This window comes from Halobellus sp. EA9 (assembly GCF_051195055.1).
In the GTDB taxonomy this organism is placed as follows: domain Archaea; phylum Halobacteriota; class Halobacteria; order Halobacteriales; family Haloferacaceae; genus Haloquadratum; species Haloquadratum rubicundus.
The window spans coordinates 68,089-87,063 of record NZ_JBNTJW010000008.1; the positions used below are offsets into that span (position 1 = coordinate 68,089).

The window sequence follows — 18,975 nt, forward strand, 5'->3', positions numbered from 1 at the left end:
TGTGTGTCTCCTTGAGGAACCCCTTTGAAGATTTCGAGAAGTCCGCGAACGGCCGTCGGCGACCGACGGGACTTCGATCCGATTCCGCGGACGAGGGGCGTCACGTCATAATGTCTATTGTCAGTCATTACCGCCGGTTCGCCACCCCATTCCGGCGACCCAGCGGTAACCAGTGACAATAGACATTATCACTGGTAGTCCACCTCGCCCTCCCCCTCGCCGATCCACGCATCGCGGTCGGGCTCCCGGGAGTTGAGCGGGTCGATGTCCTTGTACCACGGGACGTTCTTCAGCTGTTCTTTGTTGTACACGAAGTCGTCCTTCGTGTCGGCGGTGAACTCGAAGTTCTGGGTCAGCAGGATCGCGTCGACGGGACAGACCTCCTCGCAGAGCCGGCAGTAGATGCACTGACCGATGTGGAGGTTGTACTGCTCGCCGTTGCGCTGGTCGTCCTGCACGATCTGGATGGTGTCGTTCGGACAGACGTTCTCGCACTGCCGACACCAGATGCACCGCTCTTGGCTGAACTTGTGGACCCCGCGGAACCGGGGGCTCACTTCGGGCGCGACGTCCGGGTACTCGACCGTGAACGTCTCGCCGTCCAGCGCGTGCTTCATCGTCGTCGCCATCGATTTGAGTACGCCGATCATTATGCGATCACTCCCACGATGATGGCCGTGAGCGCCAGGTTCGCGAAGGAGAGCACGAGCATCCCCTTCCAGCCGATGTCGAGGAACTGGTCGATCCGGAGCCGGGGCACCGCAGAGCGGGCCCACTGGGTGAACAGGTAGAACGCCCAGATCTTGATCGTGAACCACACGAAGCCGGGCAGGAACGGCCCGGCCGGTCCGCCCAGGAACAGCGTCGCGGCGATCGCGCCGCCGAGGAAGATGTGGATGAACTCCCCGAGGTAGATCAGGACGAAGTACACGGAGGAGTACTCGGTCTGGTACCCGGCGACGATCTCGGTCGGCGCCTCCGGCACGTCGAACGGGTTGCGGCCGACCTCAGCGAGGTTCGCGATCACGAACAGCACGAAGGCGAAGGGGTTCACGAACGCGAACCACTGCGGAATCGTGACGCCCGCGATCGACAGGAGCGGCTCCGTCTGCTGTGCGACGATCTCGCTCATCTGGAGTGTGCCCGTGAAGACGACCACCGACGCCGCGGTGACGACGAGCGGGATCTCGTAGGCGATGTTCGAGGCGATCGCCCGCAGGCCGCCCAGGAGCGAGTACTTGTTGTTCGAGCCGTAGCCCATCATCACCAGGCCGAGCGAGGCGATCGACGACGCCGCGAAGGCGAAGACGAGCCCCGTCTCCGGGTCGGCCAGGTGGATGCCGTTGCCCATCGGGATCACCGCGAACCCGAGCAGCGCCGAGAAGGGCACGAAGAGCGGGCCGAGGTCGTAGGTCGGTCGGTCGACGCCCTCCGGGATCACGAGCTCCTTCGAGAGCAGGCGGACGGCGTCGGCGACGATCACGACCAGGCCGAACGGCCCCACGCGGTTGACCGCAATGCGGTCTGTGAACGCGGCGGTGATCTTCCGCTTGGCCCACGGGCCGGCGACGGCCGTCTGGACCAAGAGGAGGTTCGCGATGATGAACGCCCCGATCAGGCCGCCGACGATCTGCCCGACCGTCCCCGACAGACCCAGCAGGCCGGCGATCGTGTCGGGCAGCGGCGTGGTCGACTGCAGCGGCGCGACCATCAGCGATCCACCTCGCCGAGGACGATGTCGAGGCTACCGAGCGATGCGATCATATCCGGGATGTACTCGCCGTTGCTCATCTCCGGAAGGGTCTGGAGGTTCGAGAAGCACGGGCTGCGGATCTTGAAGCGGCCGGGCTTTTCGGTGCCGTCGCCGCGGATGTAGATACCCAGTTCGCCCTTCGCGGCCTCGACGGCGCGGTAGATCTCCTTGTCGTCGGCCGGCCGCAGGGTCCGCGGGACGTTCGACTGGATCTCCCGTTCGTCTTCGGGCCAGTCCTCCAGCAGGTCCGCGCACTGCTCGATGATCTTCGCGGACTCTTCGACCTCGCGGAGCCGCACGAGCAGCCGGCTGAAGTTGTCGCAGCCGTCCTCGGTGACGACGTCCCACTCCAGCTCGTCGTAGTAGCCGTAGGGGTCGTCGCGGCGGAGGTCGTAGTCGATGCCGGAGCCGCGGGCGACCGGTCCGGTCGCGCCGTAGGACTTCGCGACCTCCGGCGGCAGGACGCCCGTGTCGATGGTGCGGGCCTGGAGGATCTCGTTGGACGTGATGAGGTCGTGGTACTCCTCCAGCGCCTCCGGGAGGTCATCGAGGAAGTCGCGGACCGTCTCGAAGAAGTCCTCGCGGGGCTCGGGGAGGTCCCAGACGACCCCGCCCAGCCGGAAGTAGTTGAACATCATCCGCTGGCCGGTGAGGTCTTCGAGGATGTTCTGGACCTTCTCGCGGTCTCGCATCGCGTACATGAAGATCGCGGTGAAGTCGCCGTAGACGTCCAGCGCGAACGTCCCGACCGCGAGCATGTGCGAGGCGATCCGGCAGAGCTCGGCGCCCATTGTCCGGATGATCTGAGCGTACTCCGGGACCTCGATGTCGTTGAGGTCCTCGGCCGCGCGGGCGTAGGCCCACTCGTTGAGGAGGCCGGAAGAGGCGTAGTCCCAGCGGTCCGGGTACGGCATAATCTGGTGCCGATAGGTCTTCGTCTGGCACATCTGCTCCTCGCAGCGGTGGAGGTAGCCGATGTCGGGGTCGACGTCCGCGACCTGCTCGCCGTCGAGCACCGTCTTCACGTGGAGGACGCCGTGGGTCGCGGGGTGGTGCGGCCCGATGTTGACGTACATCGTGTCGCCCTCCTCCTCGCGGTGGTCGTCGGCGAGGGGGTTCTCCCACTCGTCGAGCGTGACGATCTGCGGCCGGTCCTGGTCGTAGTTCTGCGAGAGCGGATGGCCCTGCCAGGTCTCCGGCAGGAGAATCCGACGCAGATCCGGGTGGTCGTCGTACTCGATGCCGACGAGGTCGTAGGCCTCCCGCTCGTGCCAGTCGGCCGTCCGGAACACCGGCGCGGCGGACTCGCTCACGGGGTCGTCCTTCGTCGTCGGGACGACGACGCTGACCTCTCGTTGCCGGTCGTCGTAGCTCGTGAGGTGGTAGATCGACTCGTAGCGGTCCTCACGTTCCTCGGCGGTGACACACGAGAGGTGGTCGAAGCCGGCCTCGTCGCGGAGCCGTCGGAGCGCCTCCTGGACCGCGTCGGGCCGGACGACGACGCCGGGCGCGTTGACGTGTTCTTCGGTGTCGACGACGAGGTCGCCGAGCAGGGATTCGATCTCCTCGGCGGCGGTCGGCAGCGCCTCGACGGCGCCGTCGTCGGGTGCCGGTTCCTCCAGGCTCATGGCGAATCAGCCCAGTTGTACCGCATCACCAGATCGTCCTCGTCGATCTGGTCGGCGAGCTTCTCGACGACTTCGTCGCGCTCGAGGTCGTCGAACTGTTCGAGCTCGTAGGGCTTGACCGTCACCGGGCTCGACTCGCCCTCGGCGATGCGCTGCTGGAGCTTTGCGACGCCGTAGATGAGCGCCTCCGGACGCGGGGGACAGCCCGGGACGTGGATGTCGACGGGGATGACCTCCTCGGCGCCCTTGATGACGTTGTAGCCCTCCTGGAACGGGCCGCCGGAGACGGTACACGAGCCCATCCCGACGACGAACTTCGGCTCGGGCATCTGGTCGTAGACTCGCTTCATCCGCGGGGCGAACTTCGAGACGATCGTCCCGGGGACGATGATCACGTCCGCCTGCCGCGGCGACGCGCGGGGGACCCCGGCCGCGAAGCGGTCGAGGTCGTGTTTCACCGAGTAGGTGTGCATCATCTCGATGCTGCAACACGCGATCCCGAACTGCAGCATGAACATCGAGGAGCCGCGGACCCAGTTCATGAACTGGTCGAACTTCGTGAGGATGAACGGCGAGGAGCCGAACGCCTCCCGAAGCTTGGAGTTGAAGCGGTTGTCCGCGCCGCCGCCCGTCATCCGGGCGTCCCGCGTGTCGGTCTGTACTTGCGTGTCGTCCGTGACGAATGGTCTGTCTCGTTCGCTACTCATGCGTTTCTCTCCGTCTTCTCGCGGTTCGCCAGCGGGCTTTTGACCCACTTGACTGCGCCGTTGCGCCACGCCCAGACCAGGCCGACGACGAGCACGCCGATGAACACGAGCATCGGCCACAGCACCGTCATCAGTCCGACTCCCTGGTCGAGGGCGGACCGGTAGATCACGGTCCACGGGAAGATGAGGACGGTCTCGACGTCGAAGATGAGGAACAGCAGCGCGACCATGTAGTACTGGATGTTGAACTGGACGCGCGCCGTTCCGGTCGGGACCTCACCGCTCTCGTAGGTGGCGCGTTTACCTTGTTCCGGCACCGAGGGGCGAAGCAACGCTGACACCGCCATCATCCCCAGCGGGATGCCGACGGCGACGACCCCGAGGGCGCCGATTGCGATCCATTCACTCATTCCTAAGTCTCCCTGACGTTCGGCAGTTAGCAGTGCCCCCCCATAAGCGTTGATTTATACTGTCGCTCGGGCACAAGTCCGGCGCCTCGCGCCCCGAGCACTGCGAGATCGTCACACGCGTGGGATGCCCACACAGACGTCCGCGGTAAAAAGAGCGGCCCGCTACTCGTCGTTTCGGCTCTCGACGTACCCCGCGACGCCGAGATCGTGGAGGTCGCGCGAGTCGCGCGCGACGGCGCCGACGAGCGACTCGTGGTACTCCACCAACCGCTCTTCCAGTTCCTCGTGCTCGCGCGCGAGGATCTGTGCGGCCGACAGCGCGGCGTTGAAGGACTTGCCGGCGTCGACGGCGACGATCGGCGCGCCGGTCGGCATCCCGATCACCGAGTCGACGGACTTCTCCTTGACCGGCACCCCCACGACGGGGATCGGGTACGCGATCGAGGCGGTCATGTTCGGCAGGTCGGCGGACTTGCCGCCCGCGCCCGCGACGATGACGTCGAGGCCGCGGTCGGCGGCGGTCTCGCCGTAGGCGTACATCAGTTCGGGCGTCCGGTGGGCGGAGACGACGTAGGTCTCGTAGGTGAAGCGCGACTCCGGGGCGTCGTCGAAGTCCGTCTGCTCGGCGAAGCCCAGTTCGGAAAGCGCGTCGTGGGCGCCGCGCATCACGTCGAGGTCCGAGTCCGAACCCATTATGATGCCGACGTCCGGCGTCGTCGCCGGGTCGGCGTCGGCGTCGGCCTCCGCGCGGAGGCGGTCGATGAGGTCCTGTACGGTCACGTCGGCGTCGGAATCTGGCGTGTAGTCGGTCATCGGTTGGATCCGTGGGTTACTCGAAACGGAGCGCGTCGCGTGTTTTTCTCGCGTGCGCGAGGAGATCGTCGGGATCGGCTCTCGCGCCGTCGCCGCCGTCGCCGCCCGTCAGCGTCACGTGGCCCATCTTCCGGAGCGGGCGGACCTCGTCCTTGCCGTACCAGTGCAGGGAGGCGTTTTCATCTTCGAGGACGGCCTCGACGTTGCCGAGCCGGGCGGGTCGGGACTCGTCGACGGTGCCGAGGACGTTCGCCATCACGGTCGGACAGCGCAACCGGGTCGAGCCGAGCGGCCAGCCGAGGACGGCCCGGACGTGCTGTTCGAACTGGGAGGTCCGCGCGCCCTCGATGGTCCAGTGGCCGGAGTTGTGCGGCCGCGGCGCGATCTCGTTGACCGAAATCTTGCCGTCCGGGGTCTCGAACAGTTCGATCCCGAACACGCCGCGCCCGTCGAGTGTCTCCAGGACGTCGCGGGCGACCTCGTCGGCGCGGTCGAGCACCTCGTCGTCGGTCCGCGCGGGGAGGATCGTCTCCCGGAGGATCTCCTCCTCGTGGACGTTCTCGCCCGCGGGGAAAGTGCGGACCCCGTCGTCGCCCTGGACGGCGATCACCGAGAGTTCGCGGGCGAAGTCGACGAACGTCTCCGCCATCGCCGGGCCGCCGACGGCCTCCATCGCGTCTTCGGCGTCTGCGGGGTCGGTGACGGGGACGTTGCCGCGGCCGTCGTAGCCGCCGGTGCGGGCCTTCAGCATCACCTCGCCGAACTCCGCGAGCGCGTCGCGGAGGTCGTCGGCGTCGTCGACCCGGCGGAACGGCGGCACGGGCACGCCCGCCTGCTCCAGCTCGCGCTTCTGGACGAGCTTGTCCTCGATGGTCTCCAAGGTCTCGGGTGCGGGGTTCACCGAGAGCCCGAACTCCTCGGCGACCGAATCGAGCAGCTCCGCGTCCGCGAGTTCGATCTCGAAGGTCAGGGCGTCGACGCGAGCGGCGAGCTCGCGGAACGCCTCGGGGTCGTCGAAGTCGCCGACGACCTGGTCGCGGGCGACCGGCGCGGCTGGGCAGTCCGGGGTCGGATCGAGGACGATCATCTCGACGCCGAGCGGCGCGGCCGCCTCGGCGAGCATCCGGCCGAGTTGGCCGCCGCCGACGACGCCGAGCGTGGGGCCGGGTACGGTGACGGTCACGGGCGTGAGTACCGAAGGATGGTGAATAAACCTTGCCGAACGGGTCGGAGAATGTGCAGGGACGTGCGTATCCTCCCCGAGCACCCGATTATTCGACCGGCTCGCCACGCTTGGCGTACTCCGGCGCCACCTCGCGCAGGCGCTCCGTGTCGACGAAGACGACGACGCGGTCGTTCCAGAGCCGGAAGTCGTGTTCAAAAGCAGTATAGCCCGACAGCTCGGCCGCGACCTCGTCGCGGTCGTAGTCCTTCGCGATGACCACCGGCGGGGCGTCCGCGAGGACCTCCCCGAGTTCGGCGTCGGGCGCCGAACTGGTCACGTTGGCGCCGTACTGCTCCAGGTACCACGGCAACGGCAGGCGGTCGTGCCACGCCGGGCCGCCCGGCGGGGCGGTCCGCAGCGACGACTCGTTGCGGACGTAGAACACCTGGCCGTCGCCGCCCGGCGGTCGCGTCCCGACGAAGAGGACGTCCGTCCCCTCGTTTGCGGCCGCGACGTCGCCGACGACCTCCATCGTCGGCTTGAGGTCGTTGGCGGGCTGGGCCCACTGGAGGACCTGCTTGTCCTCCTCGGAGGCGGAGTTGAAGTACGCCGCGTTGGCGGCGACCACGCCGCTGAACGCCGCGAGCACGACGAGCGCGGCGAGGCCGACGCTGACCGCGTCCCGCGAGTCGAGCGCGTCGCGGGCGGACGCGACCACGAAACCGACGCCCGCGGCCGCCGGAATGGCGAGGGGGAGGACCACGTGGACGCCGGCCCAGGGCGCCTGGATGTCGGTCGCGATCGGGTAGCCGAACAGCGACGCGACGGCCCAGTAGGTCGCGAAGGTGACGATCTCGCGCGGCCCGTCGCCGCGGATCCCGTAGCGGTCGACGGCGACGCCCAGCAGACCGAACGCGATCACCGCCGGCGCGCCGTAGACCAGCGTCTCGGCGAGGTCGTGGAGGTACGGGAGGTACGGGTGGTCCTGGTGGCTCCCGCCGGCCCAGGTGTCGACGAACTTCTCCGCGGCGCCGACCGTGCCCGCGTCGACGACGCCCGGGAGCATCGACGGCGTCGCGAACGCCTGCCAGAGATCGGGCCGCGGCGCGTAGAAGAACAAAACGACACCCAGAAAGACGGCCGCGGCGCCGACGGCGGTCCCGACGACGCGCCCGAGCGACGCCCGGGGCGTCGGCCCGTGTGCCAGCAGCCGCGAGGCGGTCGCCGCACGCCACTGGCCGAACACCGCACGCGCCGACTCCCCGCGGGCCCGCGCCGCGATCAGCCGGTGGTCGGCCAGCAGCGCGCCGGCGCCGAGGAAGCAGAGGACGTAGAGGATCGCGTTCTCCTTCATCGTGAACGCGAGCCCAAGGGAGAACGCCGCGGGGAAGGCGTAACGGAGCCGCCCGGTGTCGAAGCCGCGGACGACGAAGCCGAGCGCGACGAACGAAAGCGCGGCCACGAGGACGTCGTTGCGCATAAACCGCGAGTAGTAGACCAAGAGCGGATTCAGCGCGAAGAGCGCCGCGAGCGCGACGAGCTCCGTGTTGCGGAGCCGCTCGCGGAACAGCCACACCGACAGCGGCAGGAGCGCCCCGATCACCGCGACCGGGAGGCGCGCGGTGAAGTCCGAGACGGGAAGCAGCGCGAACAGCCAGTCGTTGACGATCGGCAGGAACGGCCCGTGGACGATCGGCCGGTACTCATGGACGCCCGTCTCGTGATACCGGAGGATCCAGTAGCCGACCCGACCCTCGTCCCAGTGGAAGATCCGCCCCCCGAGCGCGACGGTCCGGAGGACCAGCGCGGCGACGGTGAACGCGACCACGCCGACGAGGGTATGCCGCCGGCCGAAGTGGTACTTCTCCCGCGTGCGTGAGACGATCCCCGAAACCGCTGTCGCCTCGCCGACCGTCGATTCGGTGCCGGCCGACGCGTCCGCGGCCGACTCGGTCGGGTCGGTCCCGGCCGGATCCGAGAGCGCGTCGTCGCCGGGGCGCGACGGCGTCCCGCGGGCTGACTGGGATTGCTCGTCGATCTCGTCGGCGGACGAGACGCCGGCGGACGAATCGCTGGAGGGCGGAGCGTCGGAGTCGCGGGGGCCCGCGTCAGGGCTCATCGTCACTGTGTGTCGGCCACGCCGTTACAACTCTTGTGTTTGGAATTCCGAGGGGTCGTGTTTCGACACCCCGGCCTCGCGGGTACGGTCTCCGGTCCGCGGCGTGCCGATACCTCTTTGACGCCGCCGTGGGACCGCCCGGTATGGTAACGCTCGGACTGGTGGTGACCGAGTTCAACGCCTCGGTCACCGATCGGATGGCGGAGGCCGCAAAGGAGGCGGCCGTCGAACGCGACGCGACGATTACGGAGACGCTGCGGGTGCCCGGCGTGTACGACTCGCCGCTGGCGGCCGATCGGCTGGCTCGGCGCGAGGAGGTCGAGGCGGTCGCCGTCGTGGGCGCGATCGTCACCGGCGACACGGACCACGACCACGTCATCGCCGACGCGGCGGCGCAGTCACTCACGGAGGTGAGCCTCGACCGCGACGTCCCGGTCACGCTCGGCGTCTCCGGGCCGGGGCAGAGTGGGGCCGAAGCGCGGGAGCGAGTCGACAAAGGTGCGGAAGCGGTAAACGCCGCGGTCGATATGGTGGAGACGTTAGCATGAGTTTCGATTTCGCAGATCGGGTCGAACAGGTGGAACCGAGCGCGACGCTGGCGATCAGCAACAAGGCGAGCGAACTGGAGGCGGAGGGGGTCGACGTCGTCGACCTCTCGGTCGGCGAACCCGACTTCCCCACGCCTGAGAACATCGTCTCGGCGGGTCAGGAGGCGATGGCCGCCGGGCACACCGGCTACACCCCCTCGAACGGGATTCCGGAACTCCGGGAGGCGATCGCGTCGAAGCTCCGCGACGACGGCATCGACGCCGAGTCCGGCGAGGTGATCGTCACGCCCGGGGGGAAGCAGGCGCTCTTCGAGACGTTCCAGACGCTGATCGACGACGGTGACGAGGTCGTTCTCCTCGACCCCGCGTGGGTCTCCTACGAGGCGATGGCGAAGCTCTCGGGCGGCTCGCTCAACCGCGTCGACCTCGCGCCCTACGACTTCCAGCTGGAGCCCGCACTCGACGACCTCGGCGCGGCCGTCTCCGACGACACCGAACTGCTCGTCGTCAACTCCCCGTCGAACCCGACCGGCGCGGTCTACTCCGACGCGGCGCTGGAAGGCGTCCGCGACCTGGCCGTCGAGCACGACGTCACCGTCATCTCCGACGAGATCTACCAGCAGATCACCTACGGCGTCGAGCCGACGAGCCTCGCCACTCTGGACGGAATGGGAGACCGGACGGTCACGATCAACGGCTTCTCGAAGGCGTACTCGATGACGGGCTGGCGGCTCGGATACCTTCACGCGCCCGAGTCCTTGGTCTCGCAGGCCGGCAAGCTCCACTCGCACTCAGTGTCCTGTGCGGTGAACTTCGTCCAGCACGCTGGGCTCGAAGCCCTAGAGAACACCGACGAGGACGTCCTGGAGATGCGTGATGCGTTCCTCGAGCGCCGCGATATGCTCTCGGACCTCTTCGCCGAGCACGGCGTCGACGTGCCCGTCGGCGATGGCGCGTTCTACATGATGCTCCCCGTCGACGAGGACGATCAGGCGTGGTGCTCGGGCGCCATCGAGGACGCCCACGTCGCGACCGTCCCCGGATCGGCGTTCGGCTCGCCCGGCTACGCGCGGATCTCCTACGCCGCGAGCGAAGAGCGGCTCCGCGAGGCGGTCGACCGGCTCGCCGAGCACGGCTACTTCTGATAGTGATTGCTCTCACTGTTTACCGCCGAACGCCGTTACCGGGAGTGGCGTTCGGCGGTAAGAGACGAGAGTAATCACTATGAGGAGCGGGCTCCGGCGTTCGCTCTCGGTCACTCTGGCGGACAACCGGCACCCCCTCGACCGAACCCACGCCGGGCGTGCCGGACACCCGCAGGCCGGCGCGGGACGCTGATTACGTCACGGGGGCTCTGCCTCCGTCATCCGGTATAAACGATCGCCTCGATGTCGGTGAGGAGCGCCGCGGCTTTTTATACGATCGCGACCCACTCGCAGACGTGTACGTTCGGGACCTGCCCGTCTCCGCGGCCGTCCGCGAGCACTACCGCGCGGCGGGGATCGAGGAGCTGTACCCCCCGCAGGCCGCGGCCGTCGACGCCGGGATCACCGAGGGCGGGAACGCCGTCGCGGCCATCCCGACCGCGTCGGGCAAGACGCTGATCGCGGAACTGGCGATGCTGACCGCCGACGGGCCGGCGCTGTACATCGTCCCGCTCCGCGCGCTCGCACGCGAGAAGTACGAGTCCTTCTCCGAACTGCCGGGCGTGAGCGTCGGCATCTCGACGGGCGACTTCGACTCGCCCGCCGAGGAGCTCGGCGAGGAGGACGTCGTCGTCGCGACCGCGGAGAAGGTCGACTCGGCGATCCGGAACAGCGCCACCTGGGTAGAGGACCTCGCCTGCGTCGTCGTCGACGAGGTCCACCTGCTCGGGCGGCCGCGACGCGGACCCACCCTGGAGGTGACGCTCGCGACGCTCCAGCGCCGGGCGCCGGGCGTCCAGGTCGTCGCGCTCTCGGCGACGATCGACAACCCCGAGGACGTCGCCGCGTGGCTCGACGCCGACCTCGTGGAGTCGACGTGGCGGCCGGTCGACCTCCGAACGGGCGTCTACTCCGAAGGTGCGGTCGCGTTCGACGACGACACGGCGCTGTCGGTCGACGTCGGCCCCGTCGGCCCGAACGACGACGAGGACACCGAGGTCACGGCCGCACTCGTCGCGGACGCGCTCGACGGCGGCGGCCAGTGTCTCGCGTTCGTCCGCTCGCGCCGCGAGGCCGAGTCGCTGGCGGCGCGGCTCGCCGAGGACGGCCGCGAGAGCGACGCGACCGCGGACCTCGCGGACGAGATCCGCGACGCGGGCGGCACCGAGACGGGACGACTGCTGGCCGAGACCGTCGAGTCGGGCGTCGGCTTCCACCACGCCGGCCTCGTGAGCGAGCACCGCGCGCTCGTCGAGTCCGGCTTCCGGGACCGGGAGGTGAAGGTGCTCTGTGCGACGCCGACGCTGGCCGCGGGCGTGAACGTTCCCGCACGGCGGGTCGTCGTCCGCGACCTCAAGCGCTACACCGGCGAGGAGATGGCGTGGCTCTCCACCCTGGAGGTCCACCAGATGTGCGGGCGGGCGGGGCGTCCACACCTGGACCCCTACGGCGAGGCGGTGCTCGTCGGCGACGAGCACACCGCCGACGAACTGTGGGACCGCTACGTCGACACCGGGCCCGAGGCCGTCGAGTCCCAACTGGCGGCCCGCGAGGCGCTGCGGACGCACGTCCTCTCGGTCGTCGCCTCCGGCTTCGCCGACTCCGAGGACGCGGTGCTGGAACTCCTGGACGCGACGTTCTTCGCCCACCAGTCGCCCGGCGTCGACCTCTCGGGCGTGCTCGCCGAGGTCGCCGACGAACTGGCGTCGATGGAGCTACTGGAGGTCGGGGCGGACGGCGGGCTCGCCGCGACCGACCTGGGCGCGACCGTCTCCCGGCAGTACGTCCGCCCGGAGACCGGCGCGCAACTGATCGAGGGCATCCGGACGATCCGAGCGATGGACGAAGACACCGTGACCCCGCTCACGGCGCTCGCGCTCGTCTGCGGCACGCCGGATATGCGCGGCACCTACCTCGGCAACCGCGAGCGCGCCGAGATCTACCGCTACGCGACGAGCCGCGCCGCGGAGTTCACTACCGGCCCGGGCGAGGCCGACGACTTCGAGGCGTGGCTCTGTGCGGTCAAGCTCGCGCGCATCCTCCGCGAGTGGAGCGAGGGCGCCGACATCGAGACGCTGGTCGAGCGCTACCGGATCGGACCCGGCGACGTCGAGTCCCACGTCGAGCGCGCGGCGTGGCTCCTCGGCGCCGGCGACGCGCTCGCGGACACCCTCGACGCCGACGTCGGGATCTTCCGGACGGCGCGCCGCGACCTCGGCGAGTCGGTCTCCGGAGGCGCGGGCGCCAGGCGCCCGTAGGGACCGGCGGCGGCCTTTATCAGACCACGGCGCGAAGATCCGGCTATGGCTGGAATCACCTACGAGGACTTCATCGACCTGTCGTACGAGCCCGCCGACTCGGACCTCGTCTGCACCTTCCGAATCGCGCCCGCGGAGGGGATGGACGTCGCCGACGCGGCCTCGCGGGTCGCCTCCGAGTCCTCGAACGGGACGTGGGCCGCGCTCCCGACGGGCGAGGGGTTCACCGATATGGGCGCGACGGCCTTCGCGATCGACGACGGCGAGGTCGCCGCGGGCGAGACGACCGAGATCAGGGTCGCCTACCCCGCGGGCCTGTTCGAGCCCGGCAGTATGCCGCAGATCCTCTCGTGCATCGCGGGCAACATCCTCGGGATGAAGGCGGTGGACTCGATCCGCCTCCTCGACTGCGAGTGGCCCGAGGGCCTCGCGACGTCCTTTATGGGTCCGCAGTTCGGCTCCAACGTACGGGAGGAGATCTTCGGCGTCTCCGACCGGCCGATCCTCGCGACCGTCCCCAAGCCGAAGGTCGGCCTCTCGACCGAGCGCCACGCCCAGGTGGGATACGAGGCCTGGACCGGCGGCGTCGACCTCCTCAAGGACGACGAGAACCTCACCGACCAGGACTTCAATCCCTTCCACGACCGCCTCGTCGAGAGCCTCGCCCAGCGCGACCGGGCGGAAGACGAGACCGGCGAGCCGAAGTCCTACCTCATCAACGTCACCGCGGGCACGAACGAGATGCTCGAACGCGTCGACCAGGTCGCCGCGGAGGGCTGTGAGTACGTGATGGTCGACGTGATCACCTGCGGCTGGGCCGCGGTCCAGGCCGTCCGCGAGCGCTGCGAGGAACTGGGGCTCGCGATCCACGCCCACCGGGCGATGCACGCCGCCTTCGACCGCCTCCCGCACCACGGCGTCTCGATGCGCGTGCTCGCCCAGATCGCGCGCCTCGTCGGCGTCGATCAACTCCACACCGGGACCGCCGGCCTCGGCAAACTGGCGAACGAGGACACGGTCGGCATCAACGCGTGGCTCCGCGACGATCTCTACGGCCTCTCCGACGTCCTCCCGGTCGCCTCCGGCGGGCTCCACCCGGGGCTCGTCCCCGACCTGCTGGACGCGACGGGCACGAACGTCTGCGTCCAGGCGGGCGGCGGGATCCACGGCCACCCCGACGGCACCCACGAGGGCGCGAAGGCGCTCCGCGCGGCCGTCGAGGCCTACGCCGAGGGCGTCTCCCTCGAATCGAAGGCCGACGAGAGCCCGGCGCTCGCGACGGCGATCGACAAGTGGGGCACCGAGACGCCGCGGTAGCGCGCCGCGCCGGTCCTTCGCTCGGCATCAGTCCGAGCGCGCGCCGCTCGCGGTTCGAGCGGCCGCGCCGTTCCGTCGCTGGTAGAGCGCCACCGCCGCCGCGAAGACGACGGCGCCGCTCGTATTGATCAGCAGGTCGACGACGGTGTCGGTGACGTAGTAGCCGAGCGACCACCGGTACCAGAACGTCTTGAAGACGAACTCGTAGACCTCGAAGCCCGCGCCGATCGCGAGGACCGCGGCGACGACCCAGAACGGCGAGCGGAGCGTCTCCTCGCGGAACGTGACGCTCAGGAGCGCGGCCACACCGAGGCCGCCCATCGCGTGAGTGAGGAGGTCCCACCAGGGATACGCGTTGTAGATGTCGTAGTAGAGACCCCCGAAGTGGAGTCCCGAAACGAGGACCGACCAGGCGGCGACGACCGCCCACGCGACGGTGAGGTGGTCGCCGCGCGGCAGTTCGCGACGGAGCCGACGCGCGAGGACGGCCGGCCACGAGCGGAGAGTGTGCTCGCGGGGATAGCCGGCGGTCGCCATCGTCGCCCACGCGCCGAGGAGCGCGAGCGCGGCGGAGCCGATCCCGACGGCGAGCTTCGCGGAGAGATGCGGGAGGGGCGCCATCGACGCGAGATGGCCGCGGCGGACGTAAAGCCTTTCTGTGGTGGGCCGGGTCGCCGCGGGACTACGCCTGCTCCCAGGGCTGGATCGGGCTCTCGCCGAACAGCTCGCGCATCAGCGTGACGATGCTCTCCGGGGGGAACTGCCCGCGCTCGGTGACGATCGCGTCGACGTACCGCGGCGGCGTCACGTCGAACGCGGGATTCAGCACCTCGGGATCGCCGATCTCTTCTGCGGTCTCGGGATCGATCACCTCCGACTCGTCGCGCATCTCGATGTCGACCGTGTGCCCGGTGAGCGTCCCCGGGTGGAGCTTGATCGTCTGGGCCGCACAGACGATCGGCGTGCCGCGGTCGCGGGCGTTGACCGCGAGCCCGCTCGTCCCGATCTTGTTGATGACGGAGCCGTCGGCGGCGATGCTGTCGGCGCCGACCAGAACGTGATCGACGTCGTTGAGGTAGCGCCGCGCCGCGGAGTCGACGATGAGCGTCACGTCGACGCCCATCTCGCTCAGGGCGTCGGCGGTGATGTGGCCCTGATTCCTGGGACGGGTCTCCTTGGCGTACGCCGACAGCGACTTGCCCTGCTCGACGGCGCCCTCGACGCAGGCCAGCACGTCCGTCGAGTGGCAGTGGGTCATGATCGTGTCGCCGTCGCGGAGGCGGTTCGCCCCGACGCGGCCGAGGTCGTGCTGGGCGGTGTCCAGCCGCTCGCAGAACTCGGCGGCGCTCTCGCGGACGCTCTCGCGGAGTTCCTCGACGGTCGCGCCGCGGACGTCGCGGAAGACGTACCGGAGCGCGTTCGGCAGGCTCACCGCGGTCGGGCGGGTGTCGTGGAGGACGCGGGCGGCCGCGCGGAGCTCGTCGAGGAACGCCGACGGCGACTCGGCCTCGCTCGCGTCGGCCTGCGCCGCGAGGGCGCGCGCGGCGGCGTCGGCGATCGTGGCCGCGCCGCGGATCTCCATCGTGTCGATGTCCTCGGCGACGCGGCTGACCTCCTCGGCCACCTCGCGTTCGGGAGCGTCGGTCATACCTGACTCTTCGCGGCGACGGCTGAAAAGCGCGGGTGACGATCCGGGCGGCGCCGACGACGTCGGCGACGCGACCGCGGGGTTACAAGTACTGCTCGATCAGCGAGCGCAACGTCGACTCGTCGCGGACGCCGACGACCTGCTCGACGGGCTCGCCGTCGCTGAACAGGAGCAGCGTCGGGACGCCGCGCACCTGGTACTGCCCCGCGAGCGGCTGATTCTGGTCGATGTCGAGCTTCGCGACGGCGGCGTCGGTGTCCGCCGCCAGCGACTCGACCGTCGGTTCGAGCATCTTGCACGGTCCGCACCAGTCCGCGTAGAAGTCGACCAACACGACGTCGTGGGTCGAGACGGTCTCTTGGAGCTCCGCCGAGCCGTTCACGTGGATCGGCTCGGACGGCGCGGCGCCGGAATCCGGCTCTCTTGGCTCTTCGTCGCCCTCGATCTGGGACGCCAACTCCTCGCGCTTCTGTCGTCTGATCTCGTCGAGTTCGTCCTCTGCGCTTGGTGATTCGCTCATCGACCGTACATTGGACGCGGCCGAATAAAACAGTTTTGCAAAATTAGAACAATACAGTCGCGCGAGTCGTCTTCCTTCGGGTGACCCCGCGTCGGTCAGTCGGCGTACAGCGAGTAGGTGATGACCGCGAACCCGACGAACGTCAGCGCGGCATCGATGAGGATCCCCGTCGCGAGGCTGACCCCGAGGATGAAGTCCATCGTCCCGCCGAGGAGCGCCCCGAGCGTGATGATCCCGAACCCGACCGCGAGCGCTCGGAGCGCTCGGGTGCCGGTGTTGCGGTACGCCTTCAGTGAGAAGTACGTGATGAGTCCGCCGAGGACGAGGATCCCCGTCTTCACCACGACGATACCCGTTGCGATGCTCGCGGATGCGGTTGTGTGTGGCATATTACGTTTCCTCCCGAACGGCGGTCCAGATGTCTGCGAGCCGGTCCTCGGGGCTCTGCTCCAGTCGGACGACGTCGACGTCGAGGCGCCTGGACTCCGTCAGCGCGATGCGGACCTCCTCGAACGCGACGGCGTAGGTGGTCGTGTGGTGTCCATCGGAGCGGATTTCGGTCCCCTCCTCGAGGAGTTCGGCCTCGGTCAGCAGGTCCAGTTTCCGGTACGTGGTCGAAAGCGGGATGTCACAGTTCTCCGAGAGTTCGCTCGCGGTGTGCGGCTCGTCGAGTGCCCGGATGATGGCTCTCGCGTCCTCGTCGTCGAGCGCATCGAGGACTGACCGGAGATCGGCCGATTCCTCCGCGGACGGCTCGCGCGCCATTATCGGAAGCGAGGAACACCTGATGTATTAATCCCTCGGGATCGGCGGGCAACACCTTTTTGCCTCTCGCGCGAACGCCGGCGCGTGACAGACCCCAAACCCTTCCGGTACGACGCCGAAGTCAGGTGGCCCGGCTGGACCCGCGTCGTCGACAGCGGCGCCGACAAGGCCTGGCTCCGCGCCGACACCGGCGGTCTGGTCGAGATGCAGTACGGCCCGGTCCCGCTCGTCTACGAGGGCGACACGATCTGCACCATCTCGAACCACTTCAAGGAGCGCGAAAAGCGGGTCGCGGCGCCGTTCACGGGGCTCATCATCGGCTCGCTCCAGAACCCGGTGGCCGCGCCCGGACACCCGCTCTGTCACCTGGTGAGCGTCGACGACGCGACGCTCCGGGAGATCGAGCGGGAGGTCGGGGCCGGGGGGTTCTCCGAGCAGGCGTGGGCGTAGCGGGGACTCCCGCTCGGGCCCGCATCCGACCCGCCGTTCAGTTCGTCTCGGCCTGCTCGTGGGTGTGGTGGTAAAAGCGCACGCGGGCCGCGCCGTCGACGAGCACCGGATCGAAGCAGACTCGCTGGTATCGGTCGTTGTCGAGGAGGTTCACCATAATCCCGCGGTCGTGCTCGGAGACGGAGTCGTAGTCGGCCTCGCAGACCGGACACTGGTCGGGGGCGTCGTCGGGGACGTGCACGGCCTCACGCCCCGTCGCTTCCGACCGCGTCGACGACCCGCGAGACCGTCTCGTAGCTGTCGTCCCCGTAGGTGATGAAACGGACGTCAGCGAGGGATTCAGGCTCGAACGCCCGGATCTCCTCGACGATGAGGCGCGCGCCCTCCTCTAAGGGAAAGGCGGCGACGCCGCACCCGAGCGCGGGGAGCACGACCGATTCGCAACCGAGGTCGTCGGCGCGTTCGAGGGCGTTCCGCGTCGCGTCGCGGATGCTCTCGGCCGTGGCCCGTCCGTCGCCGTAGTGCGGCATCGCCGCCGCGTGGACGACGTACTCGGCGTCGAGGTCGTAGGCGTCGGTGACGGCGACGGCGCCGAGATCGATCGGTCCCTTCGCGACGGCGGCCTGATTCAGCGCCTCGCCGCCGGCGCTGCGGAGCGCGCCCGCGACGCCCGAGCCCATCTGGAGGCTCGTCCCGGCGGCGTTGACGAGGGCCTCCGCCGACTGCTGTGCGATGTCGCCCTGGACGACGGTGAACTCCATACCCCTCATTGTGAGTCCATCACAAAAACGTCAGCGCCGTAACGGGAACGGCCGGCGGACCGAACCGCTCTTGTCGGGGTCGGGCCCTTGCGGACGTATGCGCGAGGCATCACCCGACCCCGCGGTGCTTGAGGCGGTCGCGGCGCGCGCGGTCCGCGCCGGCGGCGACTATCTCAGGCGGGCCTTCCGCGATCAGGAGATCGAAGCCGAGTACGGCACCCACGACGTGAAGTCCGCGGCCGACGAGGCGGCCGAGGCCCGGATCGCCGACGTGATCGAAGACGCCTACCCGGACCACGCGATCCACGGCGAGGAGTCCGGCCGCAACGGCGAGGGCCGCTACGAGTGGGTCGTCGACCCGCTCGACGGCACCAACAACTTCGCCGCGGGGCTCCCCTCGTTCGCGTCGGCGGTCTGTGTCCTCCGCGACGGCCGCCCCCTCGTCTCGGCCGTCTACGAGCCCCTCCCGGACACGACCTACCTCGCGCGGCGCGACGGCGGCGTGACCGTCGACGGCGAACCGACGCGCGCCGAGAGCGACCGCTCGCTTCCACAGGGCACCGTCTCGTTCGTCGTCGGCCTCCCCGCCGTCCGCGACGAGACCCACCGCGCGACCGCCGAGCGCGTCGAGTGCGCGGTCAGCGCCGAGTGCAAGCGCGTCATCAACACCTGGTCGCCCTGCGTCGACTGGGGGCTCCTCGCCACCGGCCACATCGAGGGCCTCGTCGCCTACCGCCCCGACGTCTACGAGCACTACGCCGGCACGCTGCTCGCCCGCGAGGCCGACGTCGAACGCCGGGTCGTCGATCTCGACGGCGAGGGCGACGACGGCGCCGCAGAGCCCGACCCGGCCGACGAAATCGGCGTCGACGGCCTCTACGTCGCCGCGCCCGACCGCGAGAAACTGGACGACCTCCTCGCGGCCGCGACGGGCGCGATCGACGGCGTCGACCGCTCGGGGTAGGGCG

20 protein-coding genes and 1 pseudogene are annotated in these 18,975 nt (G+C 69.3%); 6 read left to right on the forward strand and 15 right to left on the reverse strand.

Translation table 11 applies throughout. From position 1 onward, the window contains the following. Positions 1-188: 188 nt before the first annotated feature. The 8 genes from ACQUQ0_RS11610 to ACQUQ0_RS11645 all read right to left on the reverse strand — a co-directional run bounded on the left by ACQUQ0_RS11610 (position 189) and on the right by ACQUQ0_RS11645 (position 8,595). Entirely contained in the window at positions 189-650 is a 462-nt protein-coding gene (locus tag ACQUQ0_RS11610) for a NuoI/complex I 23 kDa subunit family protein (protein WP_103992160.1), read from the reverse strand. Then, positions 650-1,711 carry a complex I subunit 1/NuoH family protein gene (locus ACQUQ0_RS11615; protein WP_372389150.1) on the reverse strand — a complete coding sequence of 354 codons (1,062 nt, stop codon included), beginning with the start codon at positions 1,709-1,711 and terminating at the stop codon, positions 650-652. Before ACQUQ0_RS11615 ends, ACQUQ0_RS11610 begins: the two co-directional genes overlap by 1 nt. Continuing rightward, positions 1,711-3,381, reverse strand: a complete 1,671-nt coding sequence (locus ACQUQ0_RS11620) for an NADH-quinone oxidoreductase subunit D (protein ID WP_435185173.1) — start codon at positions 3,379-3,381, stop codon at positions 1,711-1,713. Before ACQUQ0_RS11620 ends, ACQUQ0_RS11615 begins: the two co-directional genes overlap by 1 nt. Next, positions 3,378-4,088 carry an NADH-quinone oxidoreductase subunit B gene (locus ACQUQ0_RS11625; RefSeq protein ID WP_435185175.1) on the reverse strand — a complete coding sequence of 237 codons (711 nt, stop codon included), beginning with the start codon at positions 4,086-4,088 and terminating at the stop codon, positions 3,378-3,380. Before ACQUQ0_RS11625 ends, ACQUQ0_RS11620 begins: the two co-directional genes overlap by 4 nt. Next, positions 4,085-4,498: an NADH-quinone oxidoreductase subunit A gene (locus ACQUQ0_RS11630; protein WP_435185176.1), complete on the reverse strand. Its 414-nt coding sequence runs from the start codon at positions 4,496-4,498 to the stop codon at positions 4,085-4,087. The genes ACQUQ0_RS11625 and ACQUQ0_RS11630 overlap by 4 nt, the downstream gene beginning before the upstream one ends. Before the next feature lie 162 nt (positions 4,499-4,660). After that, entirely contained in the window at positions 4,661-5,311 is a 651-nt protein-coding gene (gene purE, locus ACQUQ0_RS11635; RefSeq protein ID WP_435185178.1) for a 5-(carboxyamino)imidazole ribonucleotide mutase, read from the reverse strand. A gap of 16 nt (positions 5,312-5,327) precedes the next feature. After that, positions 5,328-6,494, reverse strand: a complete 1,167-nt coding sequence (locus ACQUQ0_RS11640; RefSeq protein ID WP_435185179.1) for a 5-(carboxyamino)imidazole ribonucleotide synthase — start codon at positions 6,492-6,494, stop codon at positions 5,328-5,330. Between the two features lie 88 nt (positions 6,495-6,582). After that, positions 6,583-8,595 carry a flippase activity-associated protein Agl23 gene (locus ACQUQ0_RS11645; protein WP_435185181.1) on the reverse strand — a complete coding sequence of 671 codons (2,013 nt, stop codon included), beginning with the start codon at positions 8,593-8,595 and terminating at the stop codon, positions 6,583-6,585. A 143-nt stretch (positions 8,596-8,738) separates the two neighbouring features. Here ACQUQ0_RS11645 and ribH point away from each other — a divergent pair, with 143 nt between their 5' ends. The 4 genes from ribH (at position 8,739) to rbcL (ending at position 13,863) form a co-directional block, all read left to right on the forward strand. Beyond that, complete coding sequence (gene ribH, locus ACQUQ0_RS11650; RefSeq protein ID WP_435185183.1) at positions 8,739-9,143, forward strand: 6,7-dimethyl-8-ribityllumazine synthase; 405 nt, start codon at positions 8,739-8,741, stop codon at positions 9,141-9,143. Further along, positions 9,140-10,288: a pyridoxal phosphate-dependent aminotransferase gene (locus ACQUQ0_RS11655; protein ID WP_435185185.1), complete on the forward strand. Its 1,149-nt coding sequence runs from the start codon at positions 9,140-9,142 to the stop codon at positions 10,286-10,288. Before ribH ends, ACQUQ0_RS11655 begins: the two co-directional genes overlap by 4 nt. 296 nt (positions 10,289-10,584) lie before the next feature. Continuing rightward, a complete protein-coding gene (locus ACQUQ0_RS11660; protein ID WP_435185187.1) occupies positions 10,585-12,546 on the forward strand; it encodes a DEAD/DEAH box helicase in 1,962 nt (653 codons plus the stop codon). A 45-nt stretch (positions 12,547-12,591) separates the two neighbouring features. Continuing rightward, positions 12,592-13,863, forward strand: a complete 1,272-nt coding sequence (gene rbcL / locus ACQUQ0_RS11665; RefSeq protein WP_435185188.1) for a type III ribulose-bisphosphate carboxylase — start codon at positions 12,592-12,594, stop codon at positions 13,861-13,863. A gap of 27 nt (positions 13,864-13,890) precedes the next feature. Here the strand turns inward: rbcL and ACQUQ0_RS11670 are convergent, their stop codons facing one another. From ACQUQ0_RS11670 to ACQUQ0_RS11690, 5 genes are all read right to left on the reverse strand, one after another. Further along, entirely contained in the window at positions 13,891-14,484 is a 594-nt protein-coding gene (locus ACQUQ0_RS11670; protein ID WP_435185190.1) for a hypothetical protein, read from the reverse strand. Positions 14,485-14,545: 61 nt separating this feature from the next. Beyond that, positions 14,546-15,511, reverse strand: coding sequence for a ribose 1,5-bisphosphate isomerase (locus ACQUQ0_RS11675; protein WP_435185192.1), 966 nt, complete (start codon positions 15,509-15,511; stop codon positions 14,546-14,548). A gap of 82 nt (positions 15,512-15,593) precedes the next feature. Further along, a complete protein-coding gene (gene trxA / locus ACQUQ0_RS11680) occupies positions 15,594-16,031 on the reverse strand; it encodes a thioredoxin (protein WP_435185194.1) in 438 nt (145 codons plus the stop codon). A gap of 95 nt (positions 16,032-16,126) precedes the next feature. Then, on the reverse strand, positions 16,127-16,420 hold the full coding sequence (locus tag ACQUQ0_RS11685; RefSeq protein WP_435185196.1) for a DUF7521 family protein: 294 nt from the start codon (positions 16,418-16,420) through the stop codon (positions 16,127-16,129). 1 nt (position 16,421) lies between these two features. Then, a complete protein-coding gene (locus ACQUQ0_RS11690; RefSeq protein WP_435185198.1) occupies positions 16,422-16,796 on the reverse strand; it encodes a helix-turn-helix domain-containing protein in 375 nt (124 codons plus the stop codon). A gap of 120 nt (positions 16,797-16,916) precedes the next feature. On the opposite strand from ACQUQ0_RS11690, the pseudogene ACQUQ0_RS11695 reads away from it, so the two are divergent. After that, a pseudogene (locus ACQUQ0_RS11695) lies at positions 16,917-17,246 on the forward strand (succinylglutamate desuccinylase/aspartoacylase family protein); the annotation flags it as partial. Positions 17,247-17,283: 37 nt separating this feature from the next. Here ACQUQ0_RS11695 and ACQUQ0_RS11700 read toward each other — a convergent pair. Both ACQUQ0_RS11700 and ACQUQ0_RS11705 read right to left on the reverse strand, forming a co-directional pair. Then, positions 17,284-17,487 carry a hypothetical protein gene (locus ACQUQ0_RS11700; RefSeq protein ID WP_435185200.1) on the reverse strand — a complete coding sequence of 68 codons (204 nt, stop codon included), beginning with the start codon at positions 17,485-17,487 and terminating at the stop codon, positions 17,284-17,286. 4 nt (positions 17,488-17,491) lie between these two features. Then, complete coding sequence (locus tag ACQUQ0_RS11705; protein WP_435185202.1) at positions 17,492-18,007, reverse strand: macro domain-containing protein; 516 nt, start codon at positions 18,005-18,007, stop codon at positions 17,492-17,494. 97 nt (positions 18,008-18,104) lie between these two features. On the opposite strand from ACQUQ0_RS11705, the gene ACQUQ0_RS11710 reads away from it, so the two are divergent. Next, the gene (locus ACQUQ0_RS11710) at positions 18,105-18,971 is read left to right on the forward strand and encodes an inositol monophosphatase family protein (protein WP_435185204.1); all 867 of its coding nucleotides are present in this window, start codon (positions 18,105-18,107) and stop codon (positions 18,969-18,971) included. The last annotated feature ends 4 nt before the right edge of the window (positions 18,972-18,975 follow it).

Excerpts from the sequence above, each read along its gene's own strand:
- rbcL (WP_435185188.1), top strand. The coding sequence starts at position 12,592 with ATGGCTGGAATCACCTACGAGGACTTCATCGACCTGTCGTACGAGCCC.
- ACQUQ0_RS11610 (WP_103992160.1), bottom strand. The coding sequence starts at position 650 with ATGATCGGCGTACTCAAATCGATGGCGACGACGATGAAGCACGCGCTG.
- ACQUQ0_RS11645 (WP_435185181.1), bottom strand. The coding sequence starts at position 8,595 with ATGAGCCCTGACGCGGGCCCCCGCGACTCCGACGCTCCGCCCTCCAGC.
- ACQUQ0_RS11685 (WP_435185196.1), bottom strand. The coding sequence starts at position 16,420 with ATGCCACACACAACCGCATCCGCGAGCATCGCAACGGGTATCGTCGTG.
- ACQUQ0_RS11675 (WP_435185192.1), bottom strand. The coding sequence starts at position 15,511 with ATGACCGACGCTCCCGAACGCGAGGTGGCCGAGGAGGTCAGCCGCGTC.
- purE (WP_435185178.1), bottom strand. The coding sequence starts at position 5,311 with ATGACCGACTACACGCCAGATTCCGACGCCGACGTGACCGTACAGGAC.
- ACQUQ0_RS11710 (WP_435185204.1), top strand. The coding sequence starts at position 18,105 with ATGCGCGAGGCATCACCCGACCCCGCGGTGCTTGAGGCGGTCGCGGCG.
- ACQUQ0_RS11690 (WP_435185198.1), bottom strand. The coding sequence starts at position 16,796 with ATGGCGCGCGAGCCGTCCGCGGAGGAATCGGCCGATCTCCGGTCAGTC.
- ribH (WP_435185183.1), top strand. The coding sequence starts at position 8,739 with ATGGTAACGCTCGGACTGGTGGTGACCGAGTTCAACGCCTCGGTCACC.
- ACQUQ0_RS11655 (WP_435185185.1), top strand. The coding sequence starts at position 9,140 with ATGAGTTTCGATTTCGCAGATCGGGTCGAACAGGTGGAACCGAGCGCG.
- ACQUQ0_RS11630 (WP_435185176.1), bottom strand. The coding sequence starts at position 4,498 with ATGAGTGAATGGATCGCAATCGGCGCCCTCGGGGTCGTCGCCGTCGGC.
- trxA (WP_435185194.1), bottom strand. The coding sequence starts at position 16,031 with ATGAGCGAATCACCAAGCGCAGAGGACGAACTCGACGAGATCAGACGA.
- ACQUQ0_RS11615 (WP_372389150.1), bottom strand. The coding sequence starts at position 1,711 with ATGGTCGCGCCGCTGCAGTCGACCACGCCGCTGCCCGACACGATCGCC.
- ACQUQ0_RS11620 (WP_435185173.1), bottom strand. The coding sequence starts at position 3,381 with ATGAGCCTGGAGGAACCGGCACCCGACGACGGCGCCGTCGAGGCGCTG.
- ACQUQ0_RS11705 (WP_435185202.1), bottom strand. The coding sequence starts at position 18,007 with ATGGAGTTCACCGTCGTCCAGGGCGACATCGCACAGCAGTCGGCGGAG.
- ACQUQ0_RS11625 (WP_435185175.1), bottom strand. The coding sequence starts at position 4,088 with ATGAGTAGCGAACGAGACAGACCATTCGTCACGGACGACACGCAAGTA.
- ACQUQ0_RS11670 (WP_435185190.1), bottom strand. The coding sequence starts at position 14,484 with ATGGCGCCCCTCCCGCATCTCTCCGCGAAGCTCGCCGTCGGGATCGGC.